Raw genomic sequence first — 21077 nt, 5'->3', positions numbered from 1 at the left:
CTTACTCCGCGCGATTGCCGCCGCAATGGCACGGTTCAGCCTTAATTATCGCCCAGTTTCCGGGCAGTGATCACGTGGACTTGAAGTCGGACGGGGAGAGACGTTTGTCCAAAGCCATCACCATCGTCGCGCTGACCTGTTTCCTCGTCCTCGGCGCCGCCACCACCGCGATCCTCGGCCGCGACAGCGTTCCCAGCGTCAGCGCCGCGATGATCGCCGAGGCGCCCCCGGCCAAGCCGCTCGCAACCAACCGCGCCGCCAAGGCCGACCGTCTGGTTCCGACGCTCGCGCTGGCCTCGGCCGCGATCGAGCCGGTCCAAGTTGCCGCCGACAAGCTGGCGCAGGCACCGGTCCTGACCGAGCCGCTGCGTCAGGCCTTCGCCGCCGCCACGCCATCCGATTTCCCGATGCCGAAGCCGAGCGCGCACGAGGCGCCCGCCGCGACCGAGGTTCCGGCCATCGAAGTTCCGGCCAAGCCGAAAGTCGTCGCCAAGCCGCAGCCGCAAAAATCCTATTCGCTGCTGTCCGACGTGCAGATCGCGGGCATCAGGGATCGCCTGAAACTCTCCTCGTCCCAGGAATATTACTGGCCCTCGGTCGAGACCGCGCTGCGCAACGTCGCCCGCAAGATCCAGGCGAACAGGCTGTCGAATCCCAATGCACCGCCCAGCGCGCAGATCGATCCGAATTGCGACGAGGTGCAGCAGCTGAAGTCGGCCGCGATGCCGCTGTTGTTCCAGCTTCGCGACGACCAGAAGGAAGAAGTGCGCAAGCTCGCTCGCCTCATCGGGCTTGAGAAGGTCGCGCAGCAGATCTGACGCACGCGGTTCCTCGTCGAGGAGCCGCGGCTTATCAGGAACATCTGGCAATCCCCACGCGTTGCCCGCTCCGAAAGAGGGAGTGGATGAATGCGCGCCTCGACAGCTTATTTTGTCGGTGCCGGAACTATCGTCGCGGCCATCGCCATTGGTCTCGGTGGCGGCATCGTTGCCGGCAACATCATGAATCCGGTTGCGTCCAAGCAGGGGCCGGACACCAGCAAGCTGGCGCAGCGCGCGGCAACTCCCACGCCGGCCAGCACTAACGCTCCCTCCGAGCGTGTGAACTATCTCACCGGCTCACAAGCCTTTGGCGCGATGATCGTCGCGCCCGCACAGGCCGAAGCAAAGCCTGAACCCGCAAAACCCGACACGCCAACCACGCAGGCGAATGTCCCACCGGCGCTTCAACCCTCGCAAGCCGCTGCAGTCGAGCCGCCCAAGCCCGCCGCTGCGCCACAGGCCGCAAGGCCTGCCGAGCAGCAGGCCTCGACCGAGCCGTCGTCCTCACCGAATAACGCCTATGCCAAGGCAAGGGATTCCGATGTGAAGCGCGCCGCGTCCGAACGGCGCCGAGCCGAGCGTCGCGAGCGCTGGGCCGAGCGCCGCTATTATTACGAGTCCCGCGAGCCGCGCGGCATGCGCGACCGCACCGATTGGGATGACGTCGCCCGCAACATCCGCGAGGATTCCGAGGCGCGCGATTACGCGGGCCGGACGCGCGGCGGCTTCCCGCAGATCAAGCTGTTCGGGCCTGACGACGATTAGCAGCTGACGCGGGAATCGTAGCTGCAAGCGGAGCAGCCGCTCCAGTATTTCCCGCAACGCTCACGTCATTCCGGCGCGCCGCAACCCCTCGAGATAGTGCGTACGATCCTCTTCCCGCAGCATCGGCAGCTCGCGTGTGATCCAGGCCAGCGAGACCTCGGGCTGGGTGCGGCGCAGGCCTTCCAGGGCGGATGCTGCGAGAGCGGGATCGCCGAGCATGCCGGCGGCGGCCGTCAGCACGCGGTGGGCGCCGACGAAATCCCCGCGCTGGCGCATCGATTCCCGAGCCATCTGCACGGCGCCCGCATAGTCGCGGCCGACGAACCGGGCATAGGCCGCAACCCCGCAATAGATCGCCGCGAGCGGGTCGCGCGGGCTCAGCCGCAGCGCGCGGCGGGCGGCGGCATCGCCGTCCTGCCAACGTCCGGCATAGCATAGCGTCACGCCGTGGAAGGCATGCGCCATCGCGAAATTCGGGTTGAGCCGCAGGGCCAGCTCGAATTCGGCCAGCGCATCATCGAAGCGGCGGCGGAACAGATAGGTGTAAGCAAGGCCGTGATGGGCCCAGGCATCCTCGCGGTCGGCCTCCACCGCCGCGAGCGCCGCACGTTCGGCGACCGGCACGGTGGCAGCCATGTCGGCCCAGCCCATATGCGCGCCGAAGATATGGCTGGTGGCGAGCAGGCCGAGCGCCTTGCCATAGGCGGGATCGACCGCCACCGCTTCTTCCAGCAGCTTCTGCGCGGCGGCATTGTCCTCGCGGGTGATGCGCCAATAATGCGACAGCGCGCGCATCACGAGGTCCCATGCATCCAGGCTGCCCGGCGGCTTCTGCTGGGCCCGGAAGCTTTCGGCAGCATAGAGCTGCGGCTCGATGGCGGCGACGATCGCTTCCGTGATCTCGTCCTGCACGGCGAAGATGTCGGCGAGTTCCCGGTCGTAGCGTTCGGCCCAGAGATGGCTGCCGGTCGAGACGTCGTTGAGCTGGGCCGAGATGCGCACCCGTTCGCCGCTCCGCCGCACGCTGCCCTCGACCACGTAGCGCACCCCGAGCTCCCGCGCGACCTCGTGGATGTGCACGGCGCGGCCCTTGTAGACGAAGGAGGAGTTGCGCGCGATGACGAAGAACCAGCGCAGCTTCGACAGCGCCGTGATGATGTCCTCGCTGATACCGTCGGAGAAATAATCCTGCTGGACCTCGCCGCTCATATTGGTGAAGGGCAGCACGGCGATCGCGGGCCGCTCCGGCAGCGCGAAGGTGGCTTGGGACGGGGCGATCCGGATCGGCTCCGGCGCGACCGCGCCGATTTGCGTCTGGACGTCGCCGACGAAGCGAAAACCCTTGCGGGTGATGGTGCGGATCAGCGACTGGCTCGCGCCATCGTCGCCGATCGCCTTGCGCGCCGCGTTGATCCGGCTGGTCAGTGTGGATTCGGAGACGCTGCGCCCGTGCCAGATCTTGTCGATCAGCTCGTCCTTGCTGACGACCCGGTCGCGGTTCTGCATGAGGTGGACGACGAGGTCGAAAACCTGCGGCTCCACGGCAATGGGAACCTGCTCGCGGCTCAGCTCGCGCCGGTCGGTATCGAGAAGGTGGTCCCGGAACAGAAACTGCACGTCGAAAACTCGGGCCTCATTGCGAAATCGGGCAAACAAACAAAATGAAATTTGGGTCGAAAGATCGTGTGTCTGCCGAAGGGGGCGTTTGGTTCATCGCAATCGCGTGATGGCAGCCATGTGGTTTTCCGAGGGGAATACATCCGCAGCTAGATGTTGCGGTGTAAATCTGGCGACGAGATCAGGCGCCCCTCCAGCACCGTCATCCTGGAGCGCGGGAGCGTAGCGCAGGTCCTCTCAGCGACAACGGCTTCGCCATTGCGCGGGAATGCCGTTTTAGTGTCGCGCACAACGGGGAATGCCCTTTGCCGATCTGCCCTGCGTACGTAAGGTACACCGACAGAAAACACCAACCCAGAAGAAGTGTCCATGCCTGCTTTCCCCGCCGCCACCACTGTGCTCGACTCCCTGCTGTTTCGCGACGCCTTCGGTACGCCTGAGATGCGCGAGGTGTTCTCGGACGTCGCGACGGTCGCACGCTATGTCGAGGTCGAGGTGGCGCTGGCGAAGGCGGAGGCGAAGTGCGGTGTGATCCCACAGGAGGCGGCCGCAGCGATCGCGGCGCGAACCGACATCGGCGCGCTCGACTTCGATCTGCTCAGGCAGGAGACCGATGTCGTCGGCTATCCGATCCTGCCTTTGGTGCATCAGATGGTGAAGCAATGCGGCGAGGCGGGCCGCTACGTGCATTGGGGCGCCACCACGCAGGACATCATGGACACCGCCGTGGTGCTGCAACTGCGCGCCGCGCTCGAGATCGTCGAACGTGACATCGCCGAGCTGCGCAAGATCCTCGCCGATCTCTCGAAGCGCCATCGCGACACGGCGATGGCGGGCCGCACCCATCTGCAACAGGCGCTGCCGGTGACCTTCGGCTACAAGAGCGCGATCTGGCTCGCGATGTTCGACCGCCACGCCGAGCGGCTGGCGCAGCTGAAGCCGCGCGTGCTGGTCGGTCAGTTCGCCGGCGCGGCCGGCACGCTGGCGTCGCTCGGCGACAGGGGGTTCGAGGTGCAGGAGGCGCTCTGCAACGAGCTGAAGCTCGGCGTTCCCGCCTCGACCTGGCACGTCGCGCGCGACGGCTTCGCCGAAGCCGTGAACTTCCTTGCTCTCGTCACCGGTTCTCTCGGCAAGATCGCGCTCGACATCATGATCATGGCCTCGACCGAATTCGCCGAGGTCTACGAGCCCTTCGTCAAGGGGCGCGGCGCCTCCTCGACCATGCCGCAGAAGCGCAACCCGATCTCCTCGGAGCTGATGCTTGCGGCCTCCAAGGCGGTGCGCCAGCACGCCGGCCTGATGCTCGACGCCATGGTGCAGGATTTCGAGCGTGCCACCGGCCCCTGGCACGCGGAATGGATGGCGATTCCCGAAAGCTTCGTGCTGGCCGCCGGCGCGCTGCACCAGGCGAAGTTCGCGCTTGCGGGCCTCATCGTGGACGAGGCGAAGATGAACGACAATCTTGCCATCAGCCGCGGCCTGATTGTGGCCGAAGCGGTCATGATGGGCCTCGCCCCGCAGATCGGCCGGCAGGAGGCGCATGACGTTGTCTATGACGCCTGCCGTCAGGCCAACGAGAAGGGAATGAGTCTTGCTGACGCGTTATCCGCAGATTCACGGATATCGAGCCGCATCGATCGTGCCACAATCGAGGCGCTCACTTCACCGAAAAATTACCTCGGCCTTGCGCCCGCCATGGTCGACCGGGTGCTGGCATCGGCAACGCGTTGAAAACCAAGATGCGTGAAACTGCGTATCTTTCCAAGGGCGCAAGACGCTCGCATACTTGTGCCCCGCGATGCTAGACTTAAATTGAGTGAGCGACTTTCGGCAGAGGGCCCGGCATGACTGATCAACGCAATCCTTCCACTCCCATCGATCCGGCGAAGCTCGACCGACTGGCCGAGGTGGCGGTGAAAGTGGGCCTGGGCTTGCGGCCGGGACAGGATCTGCTTCTGACGGCGCCCGCGATCGCGCTGCCGCTGGTGCGGCGGATCGCCGTGCATGCCTACAAGGCCGGCGCCGGCCTCGTGACGCCGATCCTGTCGGACGAGGAGATGACGCTGGCGCGCTACCGCCACGGCCACGACAACAGTTTCGATCGTGCCGCCGGCTGGCTCTACGAGGGCATGGCCAAGGCGTTCTCCGACAACACTGCACGGCTTGCCATCGTCGGCGACAACCCGATGTTGCTGTCCGGCGAGGATCCTTCCAAGGTGGCGCGCGCCAGCAAGGCCAATTCGATGGCCTATCAGCCTGCGCTGGAGAAGATCGTCAATTTCGACACCAACTGGAATATCATCGCCTATCCGAGCGCGTCCTGGGCGAAGCTGGTGTTCCCGAACGATCCCGAGGACATCGCGGTCGGCAAGCTCGCAGACGCGATTTTCGCCGCGTCCCGTGTCGATCGCGAGGACGCGATTAGCAATTGGGCGAGCCACAATGCGGTGCTGCGCGAGCGCACCAACTGGCTCAACGGCCAGCGTTTCCGCGCGCTTCAGTACTCGGGTCCCGGCACCGATCTCACCATCGGCCTTGCCGACGGCCACGAATGGGAAGGCGGCGCCTCGCTGTCCAAGAACGGCATCAGCTGCAACGCAAATATCCCGACCGAAGAGGTCTTCACCACGCCGCATTGCCGCCGCGTCTACGGCCACGTCGTGAGCTCGAAGCCGCTGTCCTATCAGGGCACGCTGATCGACAACATCGCGGTGCGGTTCGAGGACGGCAAGATCGTCGACGCCAAGGCCTCGCGCGGCGCCGAGGTGCTGAACAAGGTGCTCGATACCGACGAGGGCGCGCGGCGCCTCGGCGAGGTGGCCTTGGTGCCGCATTCCTCGCCGATCTCGCAGAGCGGGCTGTTGTTCTACAACACGCTGTTCGACGAGAACGCGGCCTCGCACATCGCGCTCGGCCAGTGCTATTCGAAATGCTTCGTCAACGGTGCCCAGCTCACGCCGCAGCAGATCGCGGCGCAAGGCGGCAACCAGAGCCTGATCCATATTGATTGGATGATCGGCTCGGCCGAGACCGACATCGACGGCATCTTGGCCGACGGCAGCAAGGTGCCCGTCTTCCGCAAGGGCGAATGGGCGAAGTCGTAATCTAGATTTTGGTGCAATAGGCAGCCCAGGACGTGGTCAACCTCTCCCCGCTGGGGAGAGGTGAACGTCCTCGCGTCAGTCTTCCCCCTCACGCCGCCGCGTTGCGCAGGGTCGGGCTGTTGTCGATGCTGAAGCGGTTGAACAGCGTCGTGAACGGGCTGCCGTCGGTGGCCCGCACGATCGCGTCGGACGCCGCCACCGCCTCGTAGAGCGCGCCAACCGGATCGTCCGCGTCCGCCAGCGCGAGCGCGCCGCGGATCTGTTCGCGGGCCTCGCTGACGTCATCCTCGTCTTGGAGCCTTGCCTCCAGCGCATCCGCCGCGCGGCGCATCTCTGCAAGGTCGCCGCCCCCGGAGAATTTGAGGATGTCGCGCCAGTAGGGACGGGCAACGACAAGCTGGATCAATGCATCGAAACTTTCCGCGATGATGCCCGCGCGGCCTTCTGACGAGACATAGAGCACATTCTGCGACGGCAGCAGCACGAACGCGCTGCCGGAGCCGTCACTGCCGATGTGCCGCGGGCTTTCGACGCCGTCGATGGTGAACCAGGGCTCCTCGTTCGGTTCGAAGGAGACGTCGAGACTGCGGAGCCTGGCGACGACCTCGCTGTTGGCTGTCAGAATCTCCGGCGTGAGGGGCATCGGTGCGGCTCCTTCCCAAGACTTCGCGCACTTTGTCGCACCCCGGACAAGCTAGGTTCATATGTGCGAATTCGCAGAGGAAATCGTGACGTTAACCGTATCGCACCCGCAACTCGGGGCTGATTGTCGAGTGCCATGTAAGAAAGAATTAAAAGCAGCCTACTAGCGTCCCAACTTCTTTCGAAGCAATCCGGGCCGAGACCCGGCCATTCATATTTATATCTTCTGGGGAAGCAGATGTCGCGCACATTGATTGAAATCGGTAGTTGCAATGTGGATCTCGAGCTGCGGCCGATCGAGCCGTCCTGGATCATCGAGGGCAATCCGGTATCCCGCTCCCGCGTCTTGTCGACCAGCGCCGACGGCACCGCGCAGACGATCATCTGGCACTGCACCGAAGGCCGCTTCAACTGGTACTACGACATCGACGAGACGATCATGATCATGGAAGGATCGATCGTGCTCGAGAGCGACGGCATGCCGCCCAAGCGCTACGGCCCCGGCGACGTCATTTTCTTCCGCGACGGCGCGCATGCCAAATGGCATGTCGAAGGCCACGTCAAGAAGATCGCCTTCTGCCGCAAGACCAATCCGGTGATGATCGGTTTCCTGATCCGCGTCATCAACAAGCTGAAGAAGATGTTCGCCTCCACCGGCGAGCGCCGTCCGGCCTCGCTGATGGGCGCCGGCTAAGCGGACACCAGGGTTTCAAGGACGCTTCCCAGCGGCCACGACGAAGAGGGGTCGGGATCAAGGTCCCGGCCCCTCTTTTCATCATGACGGCAGCTCGAGCCGGTAGACGTCGATCGCGGTCTGCGAGAACAACGCCGTCTTGTCGGCCTCGCTCAGCTTTGAGGTGATACGCTTGAAGGCATTGAAGATCACCTGGTAGCTGCACTGGCCCTTGTCCGGGGGGAAATTGCTTTCGAACATCGCGCGCTTCGGGCCGAACGCCTCGATGCAGGTCTCGACATAGGGCCGCCAGGCCGCGGCAAGCTCCTCGGATGTCGGCGGCCTCTCGCGCAAATGGAAGTCGTAGCCAAGCAGGCACATCGCGAGACCACCGAGCTTCACCACCACATTTTCGCATGTCGCGATCTCCCGGATCGAGGCGCGCCATTGCGCAAACACCTCCTCGCGCCGGCCCGCGAAGCGGCCGGTTCCGACCGGGCCGCCGCAATGGTCGAGCACAATCCTGGTGTCGGGGAAGGCGCGCGCCAGTGCCGTGAGCTCACCGATTTGCGGGTGGAACAGCCAGGCATCGAAGCTGAGTTTGAGGGGCGCGAGGCAGGCAAAGCCTTTGCGGAAGGTCGGATCCTGCAACAATCCCTTCGGTCTGTTCGCATACATGCCGGCGACGACAGGATCTTCGTCCCAGGCCGATGAATGCCTGATGCCGCGAAAGCGGCCGTTGCCAGCGGCGATCTCGGCTTCCAGCACGCCCTTTGCGGCGTCGCCGAGCAGCAGATTGGCATGGCTCACGATGCCGGCGCAGATCGCGGCCTTGCCGTAGCCGCCGCTCGCACTCATGGCGGCGACGCCGTTGGCAAACTCGACCTCGCCAACGGGCCGGAACGCCTCGGGCCCATGCGCGCGGTACATCGAACGGCAGTCGACATAGACGGTGGCGATGACGTTGTGACCGGAGGCGATGTCGGCGGCCATCTCCTCGATCAGATAGCGGTGCCCGCGATTCCACAGATGATGATGGGGATCGACGATCGGCCGCAAGGGATCGATGATCTCCTCCCGATGCAGTGCGAGCCAGTCCTCACGCGGATCGACGAACAGCCCGCTCGTGTTGGCGGGTACACCGCTTGCTGCCATCGGCCTTCGCTCCCTGATGTTTTGTGTCGGGAGCCTAGCACCTCATTTCCGCATGCAGCAGCGCGCCTTGCGCAACCGCACCCATCATCACGAGCAATGCGGTATGCTCGTCAGCCCGTCCGCCGTCTTGCGCTTACTTGGACCATCAGCCGCCAGTCCACTGCCGTGGCCGGCTTGACCTCCCCACGCCAACGGAAGGAGTCCCCGGTAATCTCAGTAAAGCTCCAGCGCGTCAGCTCGCCGGATTCGGTTGTGCCTTCCTGCACGATGTCCTCGCCGCGGGGACGGCCGATCTGCTGCCGGAACACGCGGCGGCCCGGATCGAACCAGGAAATCCGCCACGCATCCATGGCCGGATCGTAGACGCGCAACGTGGTGCCGTACCAATTGCCGGCGATCGGAAAGGCTGCGCTGCCCGCCGGCCGGGGAATGATCCAGACGTCCTGCACCGCACGGCCTTCCAGCACCCAGCCGAAATGGATTTCGCCCGGCGCGGTGTGGCTTCTGCCGTCCGGTCCAAAGGCGGTGATCTCGGCGTCCCAGTCGCCCACGAAACGGCCGTAGAGCCGGAGCGCGGACGCGTGTTCGGGATGCGGTGCGCTGGCGTGAAGAAGTCTCGCAAAGTCGTTCATGTTGCTCTCCTGCTGCGGAGGATTCAGCACGGATGAGCCGCGGGCGACTTGGAGAAAATTGCCGTCGGTCGTCAGGTCTTGCGCAGCGACAGATGTCTCATGGGACGATCGGCCTCCGCCTGCGTCGACCGATTGCTCGAGCTCTCAGCACGCCAGATGGCGACAACGGCGACAATGACGAGACTCGCGCCCACGAGCATCATGCGAGAGAACGGCTCTCCGAGCACGAGGGTGCCGAGCAGCACCGCGATGACCGGATTGACGAATGTGTAGGTCGAGACCAGGGAGGTCGAGACATTCTCGAGCAGCCAATTGTAGGCGGCGAAGCCGATGACGCTGCCGGACACGATCAGCCAAAGAGCTGCTGCAACGGACGTCATCGAGACCTCGCTCGGTCTAAAACTCTCCAGCTCGCCCGTGAGCCAGCTGATCGCGAACAACACGGCGCCCCCGATCGACAGTTGCATGCCAGACAGCGCGATCGCGGATGCTTGATGCGACATGCCGCGCGACAGCACGGTGCCGATCGACCACGACAGCGCCGCCGCGAGCAGCCAGACGATCGGAAGCATGCTGATTCCGGCCTGCTCGGCGTTCTGCCATGCCACGAGCCCGACGCCCACGAAGCCGGGGATGAGCGCGAGCAGCGCGATCGGCCGCGGGCGCTGATCGCCCGGAAAGAGCGTGTCCGCCAGCAGGATCCAGAACGGAATCGTGGCGAGCACGATGGCGGCGACGCCGGACGGAACCGATTGTTGTGCGAAGGCGAGAACGCCGTGGCAGCCGACGAAGAAAAGCAGCCCGCAAAGGCCTGCCTGCAACCATGTCCGGCCCGGGGTATTCGCGACCTGCCTGCCGCTGAAGGCGAGCAAGATCATGCCGCCGCATAACGATCGAACGGCCATCAGCAGAAACGGCGGTATCGATTGCAAGCCTAGCGTGATCGCGAAATAGGTGGAACCCCACAGGAGATAGATGGCCGCAAACGAGCCGATGACCATGAACCGTCTGCTCATGATTGCTCCGACTGAGGTGGGTCTTGGAGCAACCAAGTCGTTGACGGGTGATGCGTTCCGGTTCTGAGTCAGACCCCGTCGAGGATGATCACCGTCGGCTTCGTCGGCAGCGTATCCCGTGACATCCGGAACGAGCGCTCGACGCGCCGGTCGATCTCGAACTGTTGGCCGATCCGGCGCATGAAGTCGTCGAGCGGGGTGGCGAAGCGGTGCATCGGCAGCACCACCGAGGCGCGCAGCCGCTTGGTGATCTCGGAGATGCCGTCGAGCGTCATGGTATAAGTGCCGTCGATCGGCACCATCACGATGTCGAGCCGTCCGATCTGGGCGAAATGGCTGTCGTCGAGCTTGTGATGGAGGTGGCCGAGATGGCCGATGCAGAGGCCGGCCGCCTCGAAGATGAAGATGGAATTGCCGTCGCGGATCATGTTGCTGCCGGCATCGTCGCCGTAATAACGGCGGATGTCGGTGGTGACGTTGCGGATGAAGGTGTCGCTGATGCGCTGCGACACGATCGCCGGCTTGCCGTCCTCACTCCAGCCATGCAGCACGTGCGGAATGCGCTTGTCCGGAAAGAGAGTGTAATGGGTGCTGTGCGCCCGGTTCATGGTGACGACATCGGGCAGTCGCCCGACCTGATAGGCGCCGCTATAATCGGTGGCGATACGCAAGCCGGCGGGCGTGTCGATGAAATAAGTGGAGTGGCCGGCATAGGTGATCTCGACCTCGGGCGCAGCTGCAGCCTGCCTGAAGACGACCGGCATGATCGGCGGCGCCGCATTGGCCATCGCCAGGCATTCGCTGCGCAGTGGCTGCTGGGCCAGGGCAGGGGTCAGGAATGCGCCGAACAGCGCGATAGCCGCCAAAACCAGTCGCCGCATGGATCCGTCCCCGATGACTTCGCGGCGAAGTCTAGCGTGCAATGCGGAGCCTCGCCAATGGGGGGCGATCAACAGCGCGTCAGTGTCGCACCTATTGCGCGCGCTTCGGGCTGAACTTCCAGGTGACCGCGACGAGGCCTGCGGTGATCAGGCCGCTGATGAGGCCGGCCAGGGGCAGGGCGAGCAGCAGTGCGGCGGTGGCGGCCCAGCCGATCGATGAGAAGGCCTCGGCGAAGGTCGCAAGCCGCGAAGACGTCTGCCGGCGTCGGAATTGGCTGCGCCTTGCCTGCACCCGGAACCAGAGCTGGATCGCGGTCGCTGAGGCCGCGCTGATGATGATCGCACCCGCGCTGATTGCGGCCTGGGATAGCGAGGCAAAGGCCAGCGCCGCGAGCAGCGGAGCGAAGATTGCGGCAATCGCGATCAGCACCACCTCGATCTTGGCACGGATGATGCCGGACGGCATCAAGGGCGCGGTCGCGACCAAGTCGGGCGCGTCCTCGCCCGAGATCGTCAGCCAGGCGAGCCCGCCGGCGAGCTGTCCGGCCGCCATCACGATGACGGGTGTGATCAGTGTCAGCGCCGCGGAGCTGTCGGCGAAATTGCGCCAGAGCAGCAGCGCCGGCGGCACCAGATAGAGCAGCTGCATCAAGGTCTGCGAGATCAGCCATGGATCGCGCCACAACAGCATGAATTCCTTGCGACGCAGCGCCTGCTGGCGCGATCCGCCGCGGAACGGGCGGTCCTTTGCACGGACGCGGCCGGACGTGGCGTAGGCGGCCGCATTGATCGCGGTGTCGGCAAAGCGGTGCGAGAAGATCGCCATCACGCCGCCGAGCATGACCAGAGCGAGCGCGAGAAGCAGCGCCAGCGCCTCGCTGTCGCCCATCGCTGCCCGCGCCGGCCACCACCAGATGCTGTCGACGTCGGGGGCGTAGGCGGCAACGCTGCCCGAGGTCAGGATGGTGAAGCGCGACAGCGTGCCGTAGGACATGATCGCGGCGACCTGAAGCGCGATCACGAAACCCGCACCGATGATGGCGGCGAGGATCTGTGCGATCAGGCGCGTCCGGGCCGGGCCGATCAACCGGAACAGGAGAATGGTGACGGCGATCGCGATCGCCGCCGCGGACAGGCCCATCGCAATGACGACGCCGAAGGCCGCCAGCCAGCGCGCGCCGCCGCCGATCACCAGAACGTCGATGAAAGGCGTCGAGAACAGCAGCGCCAGCACGGTGACGGTCATCGCGATCGCGGCGATGCGGACCGAGAACAGATTGGCTAGCCGCGCCGGCGAGGACATGATCAGGTCGAGATCGGCGCGGGCGTAGAATACCCGCGTCACGGATTCGATCGCCTGCGACAGCATCAAGGTCCAGGCGAGAAAGATCGTCGCCGAAATCACGATCAGAGAGGATTTGTCGAGCGGCAGCTGCAGGTCGGCGAAACGGCCGATCACCGCCCAGGCCGGCAGGTGGAGCAGCGCGGCGAAGCACATGAGGCCGATGATTGCGGCGCGCGCCCGTTTGCGCCGCCCGCCCGTCATCATGGCGAGCCATTCGCGCCAGGCGAGCCGCAGCTCGTGGCGGGCAAACCAGGACAGCGCGGTGGCCGAGCTCATGCCGCTTCCTGAAGCGTCACCAGCGCGATGAAGAGATCTTCCAGGCTGGTGTCGGCATGGCCGTTCTGCTGACGCAGCTCGGTGAGCGTGCCTTCCGCGACCAGGCGGCCGGAGGCGATCACGCCGATGCGGTCGGCCATGCGCTCGGCAACTTCGAGGATATGCGTGGTCATGATGACGGTGCAGCCGGCGCGGACACGCGCGCTGAGCAGGCCCTTCACATGGCGGGCGGAAACCGCATCGAGCCCCGTCAAGGGTTCATCGAGGATGATGAGGCGGGGATCGTGCACCAGCGCCCCTGCGAGAGCGACCTTCTGGCGCATGCCCTTGGAAAAGCCCTCGCAGCGCTCGTGGCGATGCGCCTCGAGGCCGAGCGAATCGAGCAGTTCCTCGGCGGCCGGTTGCGCGATTGGCGGCGCGATGCCCCAGAGGCCGGCAACGAATTCGAGATATTCGAGCGGGGTGAGCTTGTCGTAGATCATGGGCTCGTCGGAGACCCAAGCCATCATCTGCTTGGCGGCGACAGGGTCTTGGAGCGCATCGATGCCGAAGATCGAGACGGCGCCGGCATCGGGCCTGAGCAGGCCCGCAACCATGCGTAAAGTGGTGGTCTTGCCGGCGCCATTGGGGCCGACCAGCGCGTAGAATTCGCCGGCGTGAATGGTGAGATCGAGGCTGTCGACCGCCAGACGGTCAAAACGCTTTGTTAACCCTCGGACTTCCAGGGCCGAGTTGTCCGGCTTCATGACGGCCACACCATCCGGTTTGCATCGCCCGCGACCATGACTCGAAGATGTTTCGGCACCGTGAATCGCACTGCCGCAAATTCCGCCAACCGGATTGGACTAAAGGCAAGGCACGCCCGCAAGTCACCCTTTGTTGACAGCGCGCGGGCGTTCAGGCTGAATTGATTCCGGACAAATGGCGCGAACGCGGCGAAACGACTGCGTAGCGACTGGACACAAGATGCGGCAAGGCGGCCTCGAAGAACGCCGGTTGCATCGGGGAGGACGCGCGTCAATGCTGGATTTCGTTCAGCAGCTGGTCAGCGGTGTTGCGCTCGGCTGCGTCTACGGCCTGATCGCGCTCGGCTTCGTGCTCGTCTACAAGGCCACCGAAGTCGTCAATTTTGCCCAGGGCGATCTGATGATGCTGGGCGGTTTCTTCGCCTTCACCTTCATCGGCATGATGGGCCTGAACTACTGGATCGGCTTCGCCGGTGCGGTCGCCGCCATGGCGCTGTTCGGCATGCTGGCCGAGCGCGTGGTTGTGCGGCCGATCCTCGGCTATCCGCAGTTCTCCATCATCATGGTCACGATCGGTCTCGGCTATTTTCTGCGTTCGGTCGCGGGGATGATCTGGGGCACCGACGACCTGAAGATCGAGACGCCGTTCAGCCAGGGTGTGCTGCGCATGGGCTCGCTGGTGCTCGCCTATGACAAGCTCTCGGTGATCGCAGCGACGATGATCCTGTGCACCCTGCTCTGGCTGTTCTTCAACAAGACCACGCTCGGCACCGCGATGCGCGCCAGCTCCGAGAACATGCTGGCGGCCTATTACATGGGCATTCCGGTCAAGCGCGTGGTGGCGGTGGTCTGGGCGATCAGCGCGGCGGTCGCGACCTGCGCCGGCGTGCTGCTGGCGCCGATCACCTTCATCCACTCCAATGTCGGCCTCGTGCTCGGCCTGAAGGCGTTTCCCGCCGCCGTGCTCGGCGGTTTCGGCTCGATCCCGGGCGCGGTGGTCGGCGGCGTCCTGATCGGCGTGATCGAGAGCATGGCCGGCTTTTACCTGCCCGAGGGCTGGAAGGACGCCGCGCCTTACATCGTGCTGCTCACCGTGCTGCTGCTGAAGCCCGAGGGCCTGTTCGGCCTCCACGTCCGCAAGAAGGTCTGAACGCCATGCGCTTCCTGTTCAAGACCGACTACGAGGACGACATCAAGCTGTTCCCGCATTCGGGCTACGTCATCACCTACGGCGTCCTGCTTGCGCTGCTGCTGATCGCGCCCCACGTGCTCTCCAGCTATCTGATGAGCCAGCTCGTCTTCGTCTGCATCTATGCGATCGTCGGCGTGGCGCTGCTGATTCTGACCGGCTTCACCGGCCAGGCCTCGCTTGGGCACGCGGCGTTCCTCGCGATCGGCGCCTACACGGCGGCGTACTTGCAGAAATACAACGTGCCGTTCCCCGTCTACTTCCTCGCCGCCGGGCTGTTGACCGGCATCATCGGCGCGATGGTCGGCTTTCCGGCGCTGCGCCTCACCGGCATCTATCTCGTCATCGCCACCATCTCGTTTGCCCTGATCGTGGAGGAGATCCTGGCGCGGTGGGAAAGCGTCACCCACGGTAACGAGGGCATGCGGGTCAAGACGCTGTCGCTGCTCGGCGTCGCCGTGCCGCGCGACAGCCCGACCTTCTATTATCTCTGCCTCGCCGTGCTGGTGCTGACCATCGTCGGCACGCTCAATCTGCTGCGTTCGCCGACGGGCCGCGCCTTCGTCGCGATCCGCGATTCCGAGACGGCGGCACGCAGCATGGGCGTCAATGTCGCGCTCTACAAGGTGAAGTCGTTCGCGATCTCGGCCGCGATCACCGGCTTTGCCGGCGTCCTGTTCGCGCACAAGCTCTCCTTCATCTCGCCGGAGATGTTCACGCTTCAGCTCTCGATCGAGTTCATCATCGTGATCCTGATCGGCGGCACCTTCAGCCTGCACGGCGCCGTGCTCGGCGCGATCTTCATCGTGATGATCGACCCGTTCCTCACCTATCTCAAGGACGACATGCCCGGCATCATCGCTGGCATTGCCGCGACATTCGGCGCCGGCACGGCGACTGCGGGCAATATCCAGGCGAAGGTCGCGGCCTTCGCCTCGCTCAACGGCCTGAAGGGCGCGATCTACGGCATCATCATCGTGCTGTTCGTGCTGTTCGAGCCGCTCGGGCTCTACGGCCGCTGGCTCAAGATCAAGCTCTTCTTCCAGCTGTTCCCGCTCTACAAGCGCGCCACCTTCAAGCGGCAGAAGATCTACGTGAAGTCGGAGCGCAATCGATGAGCTATTTCCGCGCCGAGAACCTGTCGCTGCATTTCGGCGGCCTCAAGGCGGTCGATGCGGTCTCGTTCGCGGTGGAGAAGGGCGAGATCCTCTCGATCATCGGGCCGAACGGAGCCGGCAAGAGCTCGATCTTCAACCTGATCTCGCGGATCTACCGGCCGACCTCGGGCCGTATCTTCTTCGAGGACCAGGACATCACCGAGCAGCCGCCCTACGACATCGCCAAGCTCGGCATCGCCCGTACCTTCCAGAACATCGAGCTGTTCGAGAACGCGACCGTGCTGTCGAACCTTCTGGTCGGCCGCCACCGCCATTCGACCACGCAGCTGTGGCAGGAGCTCTTGTTCCTGCCGAGCGTGCGGGCCAACGAAAAGGTTCACCGCCGCCGGGTCGAGCAGGTCATCGAATTCCTCGACCTCGAACCCTATCGCGACAAGCTGATCTCGGGCCTGCCTTACGGCGTGCGCAAGGTGATCGAGCTGGCGCGCGCGCTGTGCTCGGAGCCGAAGCTGATCCTGCTGGACGAGCCGTCCTCGGGTCTCAACGTGGAGGAGACCGGCGATATGTCGTTCTGGATTCGGGACATGAGAACCGAGCTCGGGATCACGGTGCTGATGGTCGAGCACGACATGTCGCTGGTCAACCGGGTCTCCGATCGCGTCATCGCACTGAACTACGGAAGGGTGCTGGCGATGGGCTCGCCCGCTGAAGTGCAGCAGCACCCCGACGTCGTCGCCGCGTATCTGGGAGCCTGACCGATGGATGCCGCTGCGCCCCAGGATATCATCCTCAAGCTCTCCAACATTGAGAGCTATTACGGGCCGATCATGGCGATCCGCGGCATCTCGCTGGAGGTGCCGCGCGGGCGCATCGTCACGCTGCTCGGGGCCAACGGGGCCGGCAAGACCACCGTGCTGAAGACCATCTCCGGCATCCTCGATCCGCAGAAGGGCGCGATCGAGTTCATGGGCAAGCCGATCCAGCGCATGGAGGCCGACCGCATCGTGCGGCTCGGCCTCAGCCACGTGCCGGAGGGGCGCGAGGTGTTCCCGTTCCTCTCGGTGCGCGAGAACCTGATGATGGGTGCCTATCCGCGCAAGGACCGGGACGGCGTCGCGGAGGACATGGAGCGCGTCTACGGCTATTTCCCGCGCCTGAAGGAGCGCATCAACCAGCCGGCGGGCCAGCTCTCCGGCGGCGAGCAGCAGATGCTCGCGATTGGGCGCGCGCTGATGAACCGGCCGACGCTGCTCTTGCTCGACGAGCCCTCGCTCGGCCTGTCGCCGCTGCTGGTGAAGGAGATATTCACCATCATCCGCCGGGTCAACGAGGAGCAGGGCATGTCGATCCTGCTGGTCGAGCAGAACGCCAAGGTGGCGCTGGAAACCGCCCATTACGGCTATGTGTTGGAGATCGGCCGTATCGTGATGAACGATACCTGCGACCGCTTGATGCATTCCCAGGACATCCAGGAATTCTACCTTGGCGCCAAGGAAGCCGGCGCGCGCGGCGAGCGGCGCTGGAAAAAGAAGAAGACGTGGCGGTGAGGACGAGCTGGCAGTAAGATGAGCTTGCCCAACGTTGAGCAAAGACCGGCCGGCAAGGCAGGCAGCGGAGGGAAGGCGACAAGGAGGAGAGGTGCATGGCCCGACCGGCGGTGCTGACGGTCGCTGATACGATCGCGAAGAGCTTCTTGCGCGCCGCCGAGACGCGGGGCGACAGGCCGGCGATCCGCGAGAAGAAGTTCGGCATCTGGCAGCCGACGAGCTGGCGAGAATGGCTGGAGATCTCCAAAGAGATCGCCTACGCGCTCCGCGCCGTCGGCTTCATGCCCGGCGAGGTCGCCTCCATCATCGCCAATGCCGTGCCCGAATGGGTTTATGCCGACATGGGCATATTGTGCGCCGGCGGCGTCTCTAGCGGAATCTATCCGACAGATTCTTCGTCCCAGGTCGAATATCTCGTCAACGATTCCGCCACGAAGGTGATCTTCGCCGAGGACGAGGAGCAGCTCGACAAGATTCTCACCTGCCGCGCGCGGTGCCCCAGCTTGCAGAAGATCATCGTGTTCGACATGGAGGGCCTCAGCGGTTTCTCCGACGACATGGTGATGTCGCTGGACGAGTTTCGCGCGCTCGGCCGCAACCACATGGTCGGCCGCGAAGCGCTGTGGCAGGAGATGATCGACAGCCGCAGCGCCGGCGATCTCGCGATCCTTGTCTATACGTCCGGCACGACCGGCCCGCCGAAAGGCGCGATGCACGCCAATCGCAGCGTCACCCACCAGATGCGACACGCCAACGACTTCATACCTGCGCGAGAGGACGAGAACCGGCTGGTCTTCCTGCCGCTCTGCCACGTCGCAGAGCGTATCGGCGGCTATTACATCTCGGTCGCGCTCGGCTCGGTGATGAATTTTGCCGAGAGCCCGGAAACCGTGCCTGACAATCTGCGCGAGGTGCAGCCGACCGCCTTTCTGGCCGTGCCGCGCGTCTGGGAGAAGTTCTATTCCGCCATCACCATCGCGCTGAAGGATGCAACGCCGCTGCAGCAATGGGTCTATCGCCGCGCCATCGGCATCGGCTACCGCATGGTCGATTGCCGGCTCGAGGGCAGGGCGGTGCCGCTATCGTTGCGCATCGCCAACCGCATCGCCTACCTGGTCGCGTTCCGCAACATCCGCCGCATGATCGGACTCGACCGCTGCCGCATCGCGTTCACCGGCGCAGCCCCGATCGCACCGGAGCTGATCCGCTGGTATCTGGCGCTCGGCATCGACATGCACGAGGTCTACGGTCAGACCGAGAATTGCGGGGTCGCAACCATGATGCCCGCGGACAAGATCAAGCTCGGCTCGGTCGGCACCGCGGTGCCCTGGGGCGAGGTCGCGCTGTCGCCCGCCGGCGAGATCCTGATCAAGGGCGACTTCCTGTTCATGGGCTATCTGAACCAGCCGGAGAAGACCGCAGAGACGATCGATTCCCGCGGCTGGCTGCACACCGGTGACGTCGGCACCATCGACAATGAGGGCTTCGTGCGCATCACCGACCGGATGAAGGACATCATCATCACCTCGGGCGGCAAGAACATCACGCCGTCCGAGATCGAGAACCAGCTCAAGTTCTCGCCCTACATCTCCGACGCGGTCGTGATCGGCGACAAGCGGCCCTATCTCACCTGCCTCGTGATGATCGACCAGGAGAATGTTGAGAAGTTCGCTCAGGATCACGACATCCCCTTCACCAATTATGCCAGCCTGTGCCGGGCGAGGGAGATCCAGGACCTGATCGGGCGCGAGATCGAGCATGTCAACGGCAATTTTGCCCGCGTCGAGACCATCAAGAGGTTCTACCTGATCGAGCGCCAGCTCACGCCCGAGGACGAGGAGCTGACGCCGACCATGAAGCTGAAGCGCGGCTTCGTGAACAAGCGCTACGCCGCCGAGATCGAGGCGATGTATCGCGAGCGTGCGGTGGCGTGACGAGCCGGTCCATTTCGAGAAAGCGAAGGAGCTGTGGCCCCGCCCTTCGTGCAATACGGGCCTTTAGGAGAGGAGACGTCAATGTCGAAATCGTTCAGCGCATTCGGCCTTGCTGTGGGTGCCGTGGTGCTCACCTGTCTGCCGGCCGCAGCGCAAACCAAGGTCACCAACGAGGGCATCTCGGCAACCGAGATCGTCATCGGCACTCACCAGGACCTGTCAGGCCCGATCAAGGGGTGGGGCGTTCCGGTCGCGAACGGCATGAAGATGGCGGCCGAGGAGATCAATGCGGCCGGCGGAATTCACGGCCGCAAGATCCGGCTGGTCGTCGAGGACAGCGGCTACGATCCGAAGAAGGCCGTGCTGGCATCGCAAAAGCTGATCGAGCGCGACAAGATCTTCGCGATGGTGGGGCCGATGGGATCACCGACGGTGCTCGCCGCGCAAGACATCCTGTTCGATGCCGGTGTCCTGCAGCTGTTCCCGCTGACGGCGGCCGAATTCACCTTCAAATTCGATCCGGCCAAGCCGCAGGAGCGCCTGAAGTTCAACAATTTGCTGCCCTATGTCGAGAGCACGCGGGCTGCGGTGAAATACATGATCGAGTGGAAGGGCTTCAAGAAGCCCTGCATCATGCATCAGGACGACGAGTACGGTAAGAACGTGCTCGATGGCTTCAATCAGCAGCTCACCGCCATGAAGGCGCAGCCGGCCTCGATCACGAGCTACAAGCGCGGCGCCTCCGATTTCAGCGCGCAGATCGCCAAGATGAAGTCAGATGGCTGCGACCTCGTCGTGCTCGGCACCGTGCTGCGCGAGACCATCGGGGCGATGACCGAAGCCAAGAAGCTCGGCTGGGACGTCACCTTCCTCGGGGCCACCCCCACGAACGTGATGGAGGTTCCTGCGCTGGGTAAGGACGCCGTCGAGGGTCTCTATGCTGCCAGTGGCTTCGAGATTCCTTATGAGGACACCGCCAAGGGCAAGGTGAAGGATTGGCTCGTCAACTACAAGAAGATGTTCAACGCCGACGCCAACACGCAAGCCATCATCGGCTACAATGCCATGATGACTTTTGCGTTCTATGCCAACAAGGCCGGCAAGGATCTCACCGGGCAGAAGATGCTCGATGCGCTCGAGTCGGGCGAGAAATTCCTCGACATCTTCAACTCGCCCCCCACCAAGTTCTCCAAGACCGACCACCTCGCCAACACCATCACCCAGGTGCAGCAGGTCAAGGGCGGCCGCTGGGTGCTGGTGAAGGACAATCTGATGTTCTGATGCGGGCTCTCTTGCGTCGAGCTCAGTGCACCCTCTCCCCTTGTGGGAGAGGGTGGATCGCCGCGAAGCGGCGAGCCGGGTGAGGGGTCTCTATCCTCACGCACGGTCTTGCGTGCGGAGAGAACCCCTCATCCGGCGCGCTTGCGCGCTGTCCAGCGGATGGATTGGTAACAAAACAGACCGGATGGATAGGTAACAATCGTTCATGGTTCGGTCCGCTGCGGCGCAGCGCTAGCGCAGCGCCGCAGCGTTGATGTTTTCTGATCGATGATGCCGATCGGCACGCTGAAGAAGCGCACCTGCCATTGCCCGTCAGCGGTTTCCTCCACGGCAAC

The 21077-nt window shown here is 64.3% G+C and carries 19 protein-coding genes; 11 read left to right on the top strand and 8 right to left on the bottom strand.

What is annotated here, in order from left to right:
* Positions 1-104: 104 nt before the first annotated feature.
* On the top strand, positions 105-818 hold the full coding sequence (locus tag I6F17_RS22055; RefSeq protein ID WP_225131277.1) for a hypothetical protein: 714 nt from the start codon (positions 105-107) through the stop codon (positions 816-818).
* A gap of 90 nt (positions 819-908) precedes the next feature.
* The gene (locus I6F17_RS22050; protein ID WP_225131275.1) at positions 909-1586 is read left to right on the top strand and encodes a hypothetical protein; all 678 of its coding nucleotides are present in this window, start codon (positions 909-911) and stop codon (positions 1584-1586) included.
* Between the two features lie 60 nt (positions 1587-1646).
* Here the strand turns inward: I6F17_RS22050 and I6F17_RS22045 are convergent, their stop codons facing one another.
* On the bottom strand, positions 1647-3203 hold the full coding sequence (locus I6F17_RS22045) for a winged helix-turn-helix domain-containing protein (RefSeq protein WP_036036501.1): 1557 nt from the start codon (positions 3201-3203) through the stop codon (positions 1647-1649).
* A 369-nt stretch (positions 3204-3572) separates the two neighbouring features.
* On the opposite strand from I6F17_RS22045, the gene pcaB reads away from it, so the two are divergent.
* Both pcaB and I6F17_RS22035 read left to right on the top strand, forming a co-directional pair.
* On the top strand, positions 3573-4934 hold the full coding sequence (gene pcaB, locus I6F17_RS22040; RefSeq protein WP_225131273.1) for a 3-carboxy-cis,cis-muconate cycloisomerase: 1362 nt from the start codon (positions 3573-3575) through the stop codon (positions 4932-4934).
* A 113-nt stretch (positions 4935-5047) separates the two neighbouring features.
* Positions 5048-6307, top strand: coding sequence for an aminopeptidase (locus I6F17_RS22035; protein WP_128264391.1), 1260 nt, complete (start codon positions 5048-5050; stop codon positions 6305-6307).
* Positions 6308-6395: 88 nt separating this feature from the next.
* Here I6F17_RS22035 and I6F17_RS22030 read toward each other — a convergent pair whose 3' ends face one another.
* The gene (locus I6F17_RS22030) at positions 6396-6950 is read right to left on the bottom strand and encodes a hypothetical protein (protein WP_225131271.1); all 555 of its coding nucleotides are present in this window, start codon (positions 6948-6950) and stop codon (positions 6396-6398) included.
* A gap of 237 nt (positions 6951-7187) precedes the next feature.
* Here I6F17_RS22030 and I6F17_RS22025 point away from each other — a divergent pair, with 237 nt between their 5' ends.
* Entirely contained in the window at positions 7188-7643 is a 456-nt protein-coding gene (locus I6F17_RS22025) for a cupin domain-containing protein (protein ID WP_035997581.1), read from the top strand.
* Between the two features lie 81 nt (positions 7644-7724).
* Here the strand turns inward: I6F17_RS22025 and I6F17_RS22020 are convergent, their stop codons facing one another.
* The 6 genes from I6F17_RS22020 to I6F17_RS21995 form a co-directional block, all read right to left on the bottom strand.
* A complete protein-coding gene (locus I6F17_RS22020) occupies positions 7725-8777 on the bottom strand; it encodes an amidohydrolase family protein (RefSeq protein WP_109142361.1) in 1053 nt (350 codons plus the stop codon).
* Between the two features lie 110 nt (positions 8778-8887).
* A complete protein-coding gene (locus I6F17_RS22015; RefSeq protein WP_225131269.1) occupies positions 8888-9409 on the bottom strand; it encodes a hypothetical protein in 522 nt (173 codons plus the stop codon).
* A gap of 71 nt (positions 9410-9480) precedes the next feature.
* Positions 9481-10425: an EamA family transporter gene (locus tag I6F17_RS22010; protein WP_225131266.1), complete on the bottom strand. Its 945-nt coding sequence runs from the start codon at positions 10423-10425 to the stop codon at positions 9481-9483.
* Positions 10426-10493: 68 nt separating this feature from the next.
* A complete protein-coding gene (locus I6F17_RS22005; RefSeq protein WP_225131264.1) occupies positions 10494-11306 on the bottom strand; it encodes an MBL fold metallo-hydrolase in 813 nt (270 codons plus the stop codon).
* Positions 11307-11397: 91 nt separating this feature from the next.
* Positions 11398-12927 carry a permease gene (locus I6F17_RS22000; protein WP_225131262.1) on the bottom strand — a complete coding sequence of 510 codons (1530 nt, stop codon included), beginning with the start codon at positions 12925-12927 and terminating at the stop codon, positions 11398-11400.
* Entirely contained in the window at positions 12924-13673 is a 750-nt protein-coding gene (locus I6F17_RS21995) for an ABC transporter ATP-binding protein (RefSeq protein ID WP_036036532.1), read from the bottom strand. Before I6F17_RS21995 ends, I6F17_RS22000 begins: the two co-directional genes overlap by 4 nt.
* A gap of 274 nt (positions 13674-13947) precedes the next feature.
* On the opposite strand from I6F17_RS21995, the gene I6F17_RS21990 reads away from it, so the two are divergent.
* The 6 genes from I6F17_RS21990 to I6F17_RS21965 all read left to right on the top strand — a co-directional run bounded on the left by I6F17_RS21990 (position 13948) and on the right by I6F17_RS21965 (position 20742).
* On the top strand, positions 13948-14823 hold the full coding sequence (locus I6F17_RS21990) for a branched-chain amino acid ABC transporter permease (protein ID WP_036021277.1): 876 nt from the start codon (positions 13948-13950) through the stop codon (positions 14821-14823).
* Positions 14824-14828: 5 nt separating this feature from the next.
* Positions 14829-15980 (top strand): branched-chain amino acid ABC transporter permease, encoded by a 1152-nt coding sequence (locus tag I6F17_RS21985; RefSeq protein ID WP_036036537.1) that lies wholly within the window; start codon positions 14829-14831, stop codon positions 15978-15980.
* Entirely contained in the window at positions 15977-16735 is a 759-nt protein-coding gene (locus tag I6F17_RS21980) for an ABC transporter ATP-binding protein (protein ID WP_035997604.1), read from the top strand. The genes I6F17_RS21985 and I6F17_RS21980 overlap by 4 nt, the downstream gene beginning before the upstream one ends.
* Before the next feature lie 3 nt (positions 16736-16738).
* Positions 16739-17527: an ABC transporter ATP-binding protein gene (locus I6F17_RS21975; protein WP_035997607.1), complete on the top strand. Its 789-nt coding sequence runs from the start codon at positions 16739-16741 to the stop codon at positions 17525-17527.
* A 95-nt stretch (positions 17528-17622) separates the two neighbouring features.
* A complete protein-coding gene (locus I6F17_RS21970; protein WP_225131260.1) occupies positions 17623-19461 on the top strand; it encodes an AMP-dependent synthetase/ligase in 1839 nt (612 codons plus the stop codon).
* Between the two features lie 81 nt (positions 19462-19542).
* Positions 19543-20742, top strand: a complete 1200-nt coding sequence (locus tag I6F17_RS21965) for an ABC transporter substrate-binding protein (protein ID WP_035997612.1) — start codon at positions 19543-19545, stop codon at positions 20740-20742.
* The last annotated feature ends 335 nt before the right edge of the window (positions 20743-21077 follow it).

This window comes from Bradyrhizobium sp. NBAIM18 (genome assembly GCF_020193825.1).
Taxonomy (GTDB): Bacteria; Pseudomonadota; Alphaproteobacteria; order Rhizobiales; family Xanthobacteraceae; genus Bradyrhizobium; species Bradyrhizobium yuanmingense.
The sequence above is the reverse complement of the archived record's forward strand: the minus strand, read 5'-3'. Positions and strand labels throughout refer to the sequence as shown.

Bases quoted from the DNA above. Each gene is read 5' to 3' on its own strand.
- I6F17_RS21995 (WP_036036532.1), bottom strand. From the start codon at position 13,673: ATGAAGCCGGACAACTCGGCCCTGGAAGTCCGAGGGTTAACAAAGCGT.
- I6F17_RS21980 (WP_035997604.1), top strand. From the start codon at position 15,977: ATGAGCTATTTCCGCGCCGAGAACCTGTCGCTGCATTTCGGCGGCCTC.
- pcaB (WP_225131273.1), top strand. From the start codon at position 3,573: ATGCCTGCTTTCCCCGCCGCCACCACTGTGCTCGACTCCCTGCTGTTT.
- I6F17_RS21975 (WP_035997607.1), top strand. From the start codon at position 16,739: ATGGATGCCGCTGCGCCCCAGGATATCATCCTCAAGCTCTCCAACATT.
- I6F17_RS21970 (WP_225131260.1), top strand. From the start codon at position 17,623: ATGGCCCGACCGGCGGTGCTGACGGTCGCTGATACGATCGCGAAGAGC.
- I6F17_RS21990 (WP_036021277.1), top strand. From the start codon at position 13,948: ATGCTGGATTTCGTTCAGCAGCTGGTCAGCGGTGTTGCGCTCGGCTGC.
- I6F17_RS22035 (WP_128264391.1), top strand. From the start codon at position 5,048: ATGACTGATCAACGCAATCCTTCCACTCCCATCGATCCGGCGAAGCTC.
- I6F17_RS21985 (WP_036036537.1), top strand. From the start codon at position 14,829: ATGCGCTTCCTGTTCAAGACCGACTACGAGGACGACATCAAGCTGTTC.
- I6F17_RS22020 (WP_109142361.1), bottom strand. From the start codon at position 8,777: ATGGCAGCAAGCGGTGTACCCGCCAACACGAGCGGGCTGTTCGTCGAT.
- I6F17_RS22025 (WP_035997581.1), top strand. From the start codon at position 7,188: ATGTCGCGCACATTGATTGAAATCGGTAGTTGCAATGTGGATCTCGAG.
- I6F17_RS22015 (WP_225131269.1), bottom strand. From the start codon at position 9,409: ATGAACGACTTTGCGAGACTTCTTCACGCCAGCGCACCGCATCCCGAA.
- I6F17_RS21965 (WP_035997612.1), top strand. From the start codon at position 19,543: ATGTCGAAATCGTTCAGCGCATTCGGCCTTGCTGTGGGTGCCGTGGTG.
- I6F17_RS22030 (WP_225131271.1), bottom strand. From the start codon at position 6,950: ATGCCCCTCACGCCGGAGATTCTGACAGCCAACAGCGAGGTCGTCGCC.
- I6F17_RS22005 (WP_225131264.1), bottom strand. From the start codon at position 11,306: ATGCGGCGACTGGTTTTGGCGGCTATCGCGCTGTTCGGCGCATTCCTG.
- I6F17_RS22050 (WP_225131275.1), top strand. From the start codon at position 909: ATGCGCGCCTCGACAGCTTATTTTGTCGGTGCCGGAACTATCGTCGCG.
- I6F17_RS22010 (WP_225131266.1), bottom strand. From the start codon at position 10,425: ATGAGCAGACGGTTCATGGTCATCGGCTCGTTTGCGGCCATCTATCTC.
- I6F17_RS22000 (WP_225131262.1), bottom strand. From the start codon at position 12,927: ATGAGCTCGGCCACCGCGCTGTCCTGGTTTGCCCGCCACGAGCTGCGG.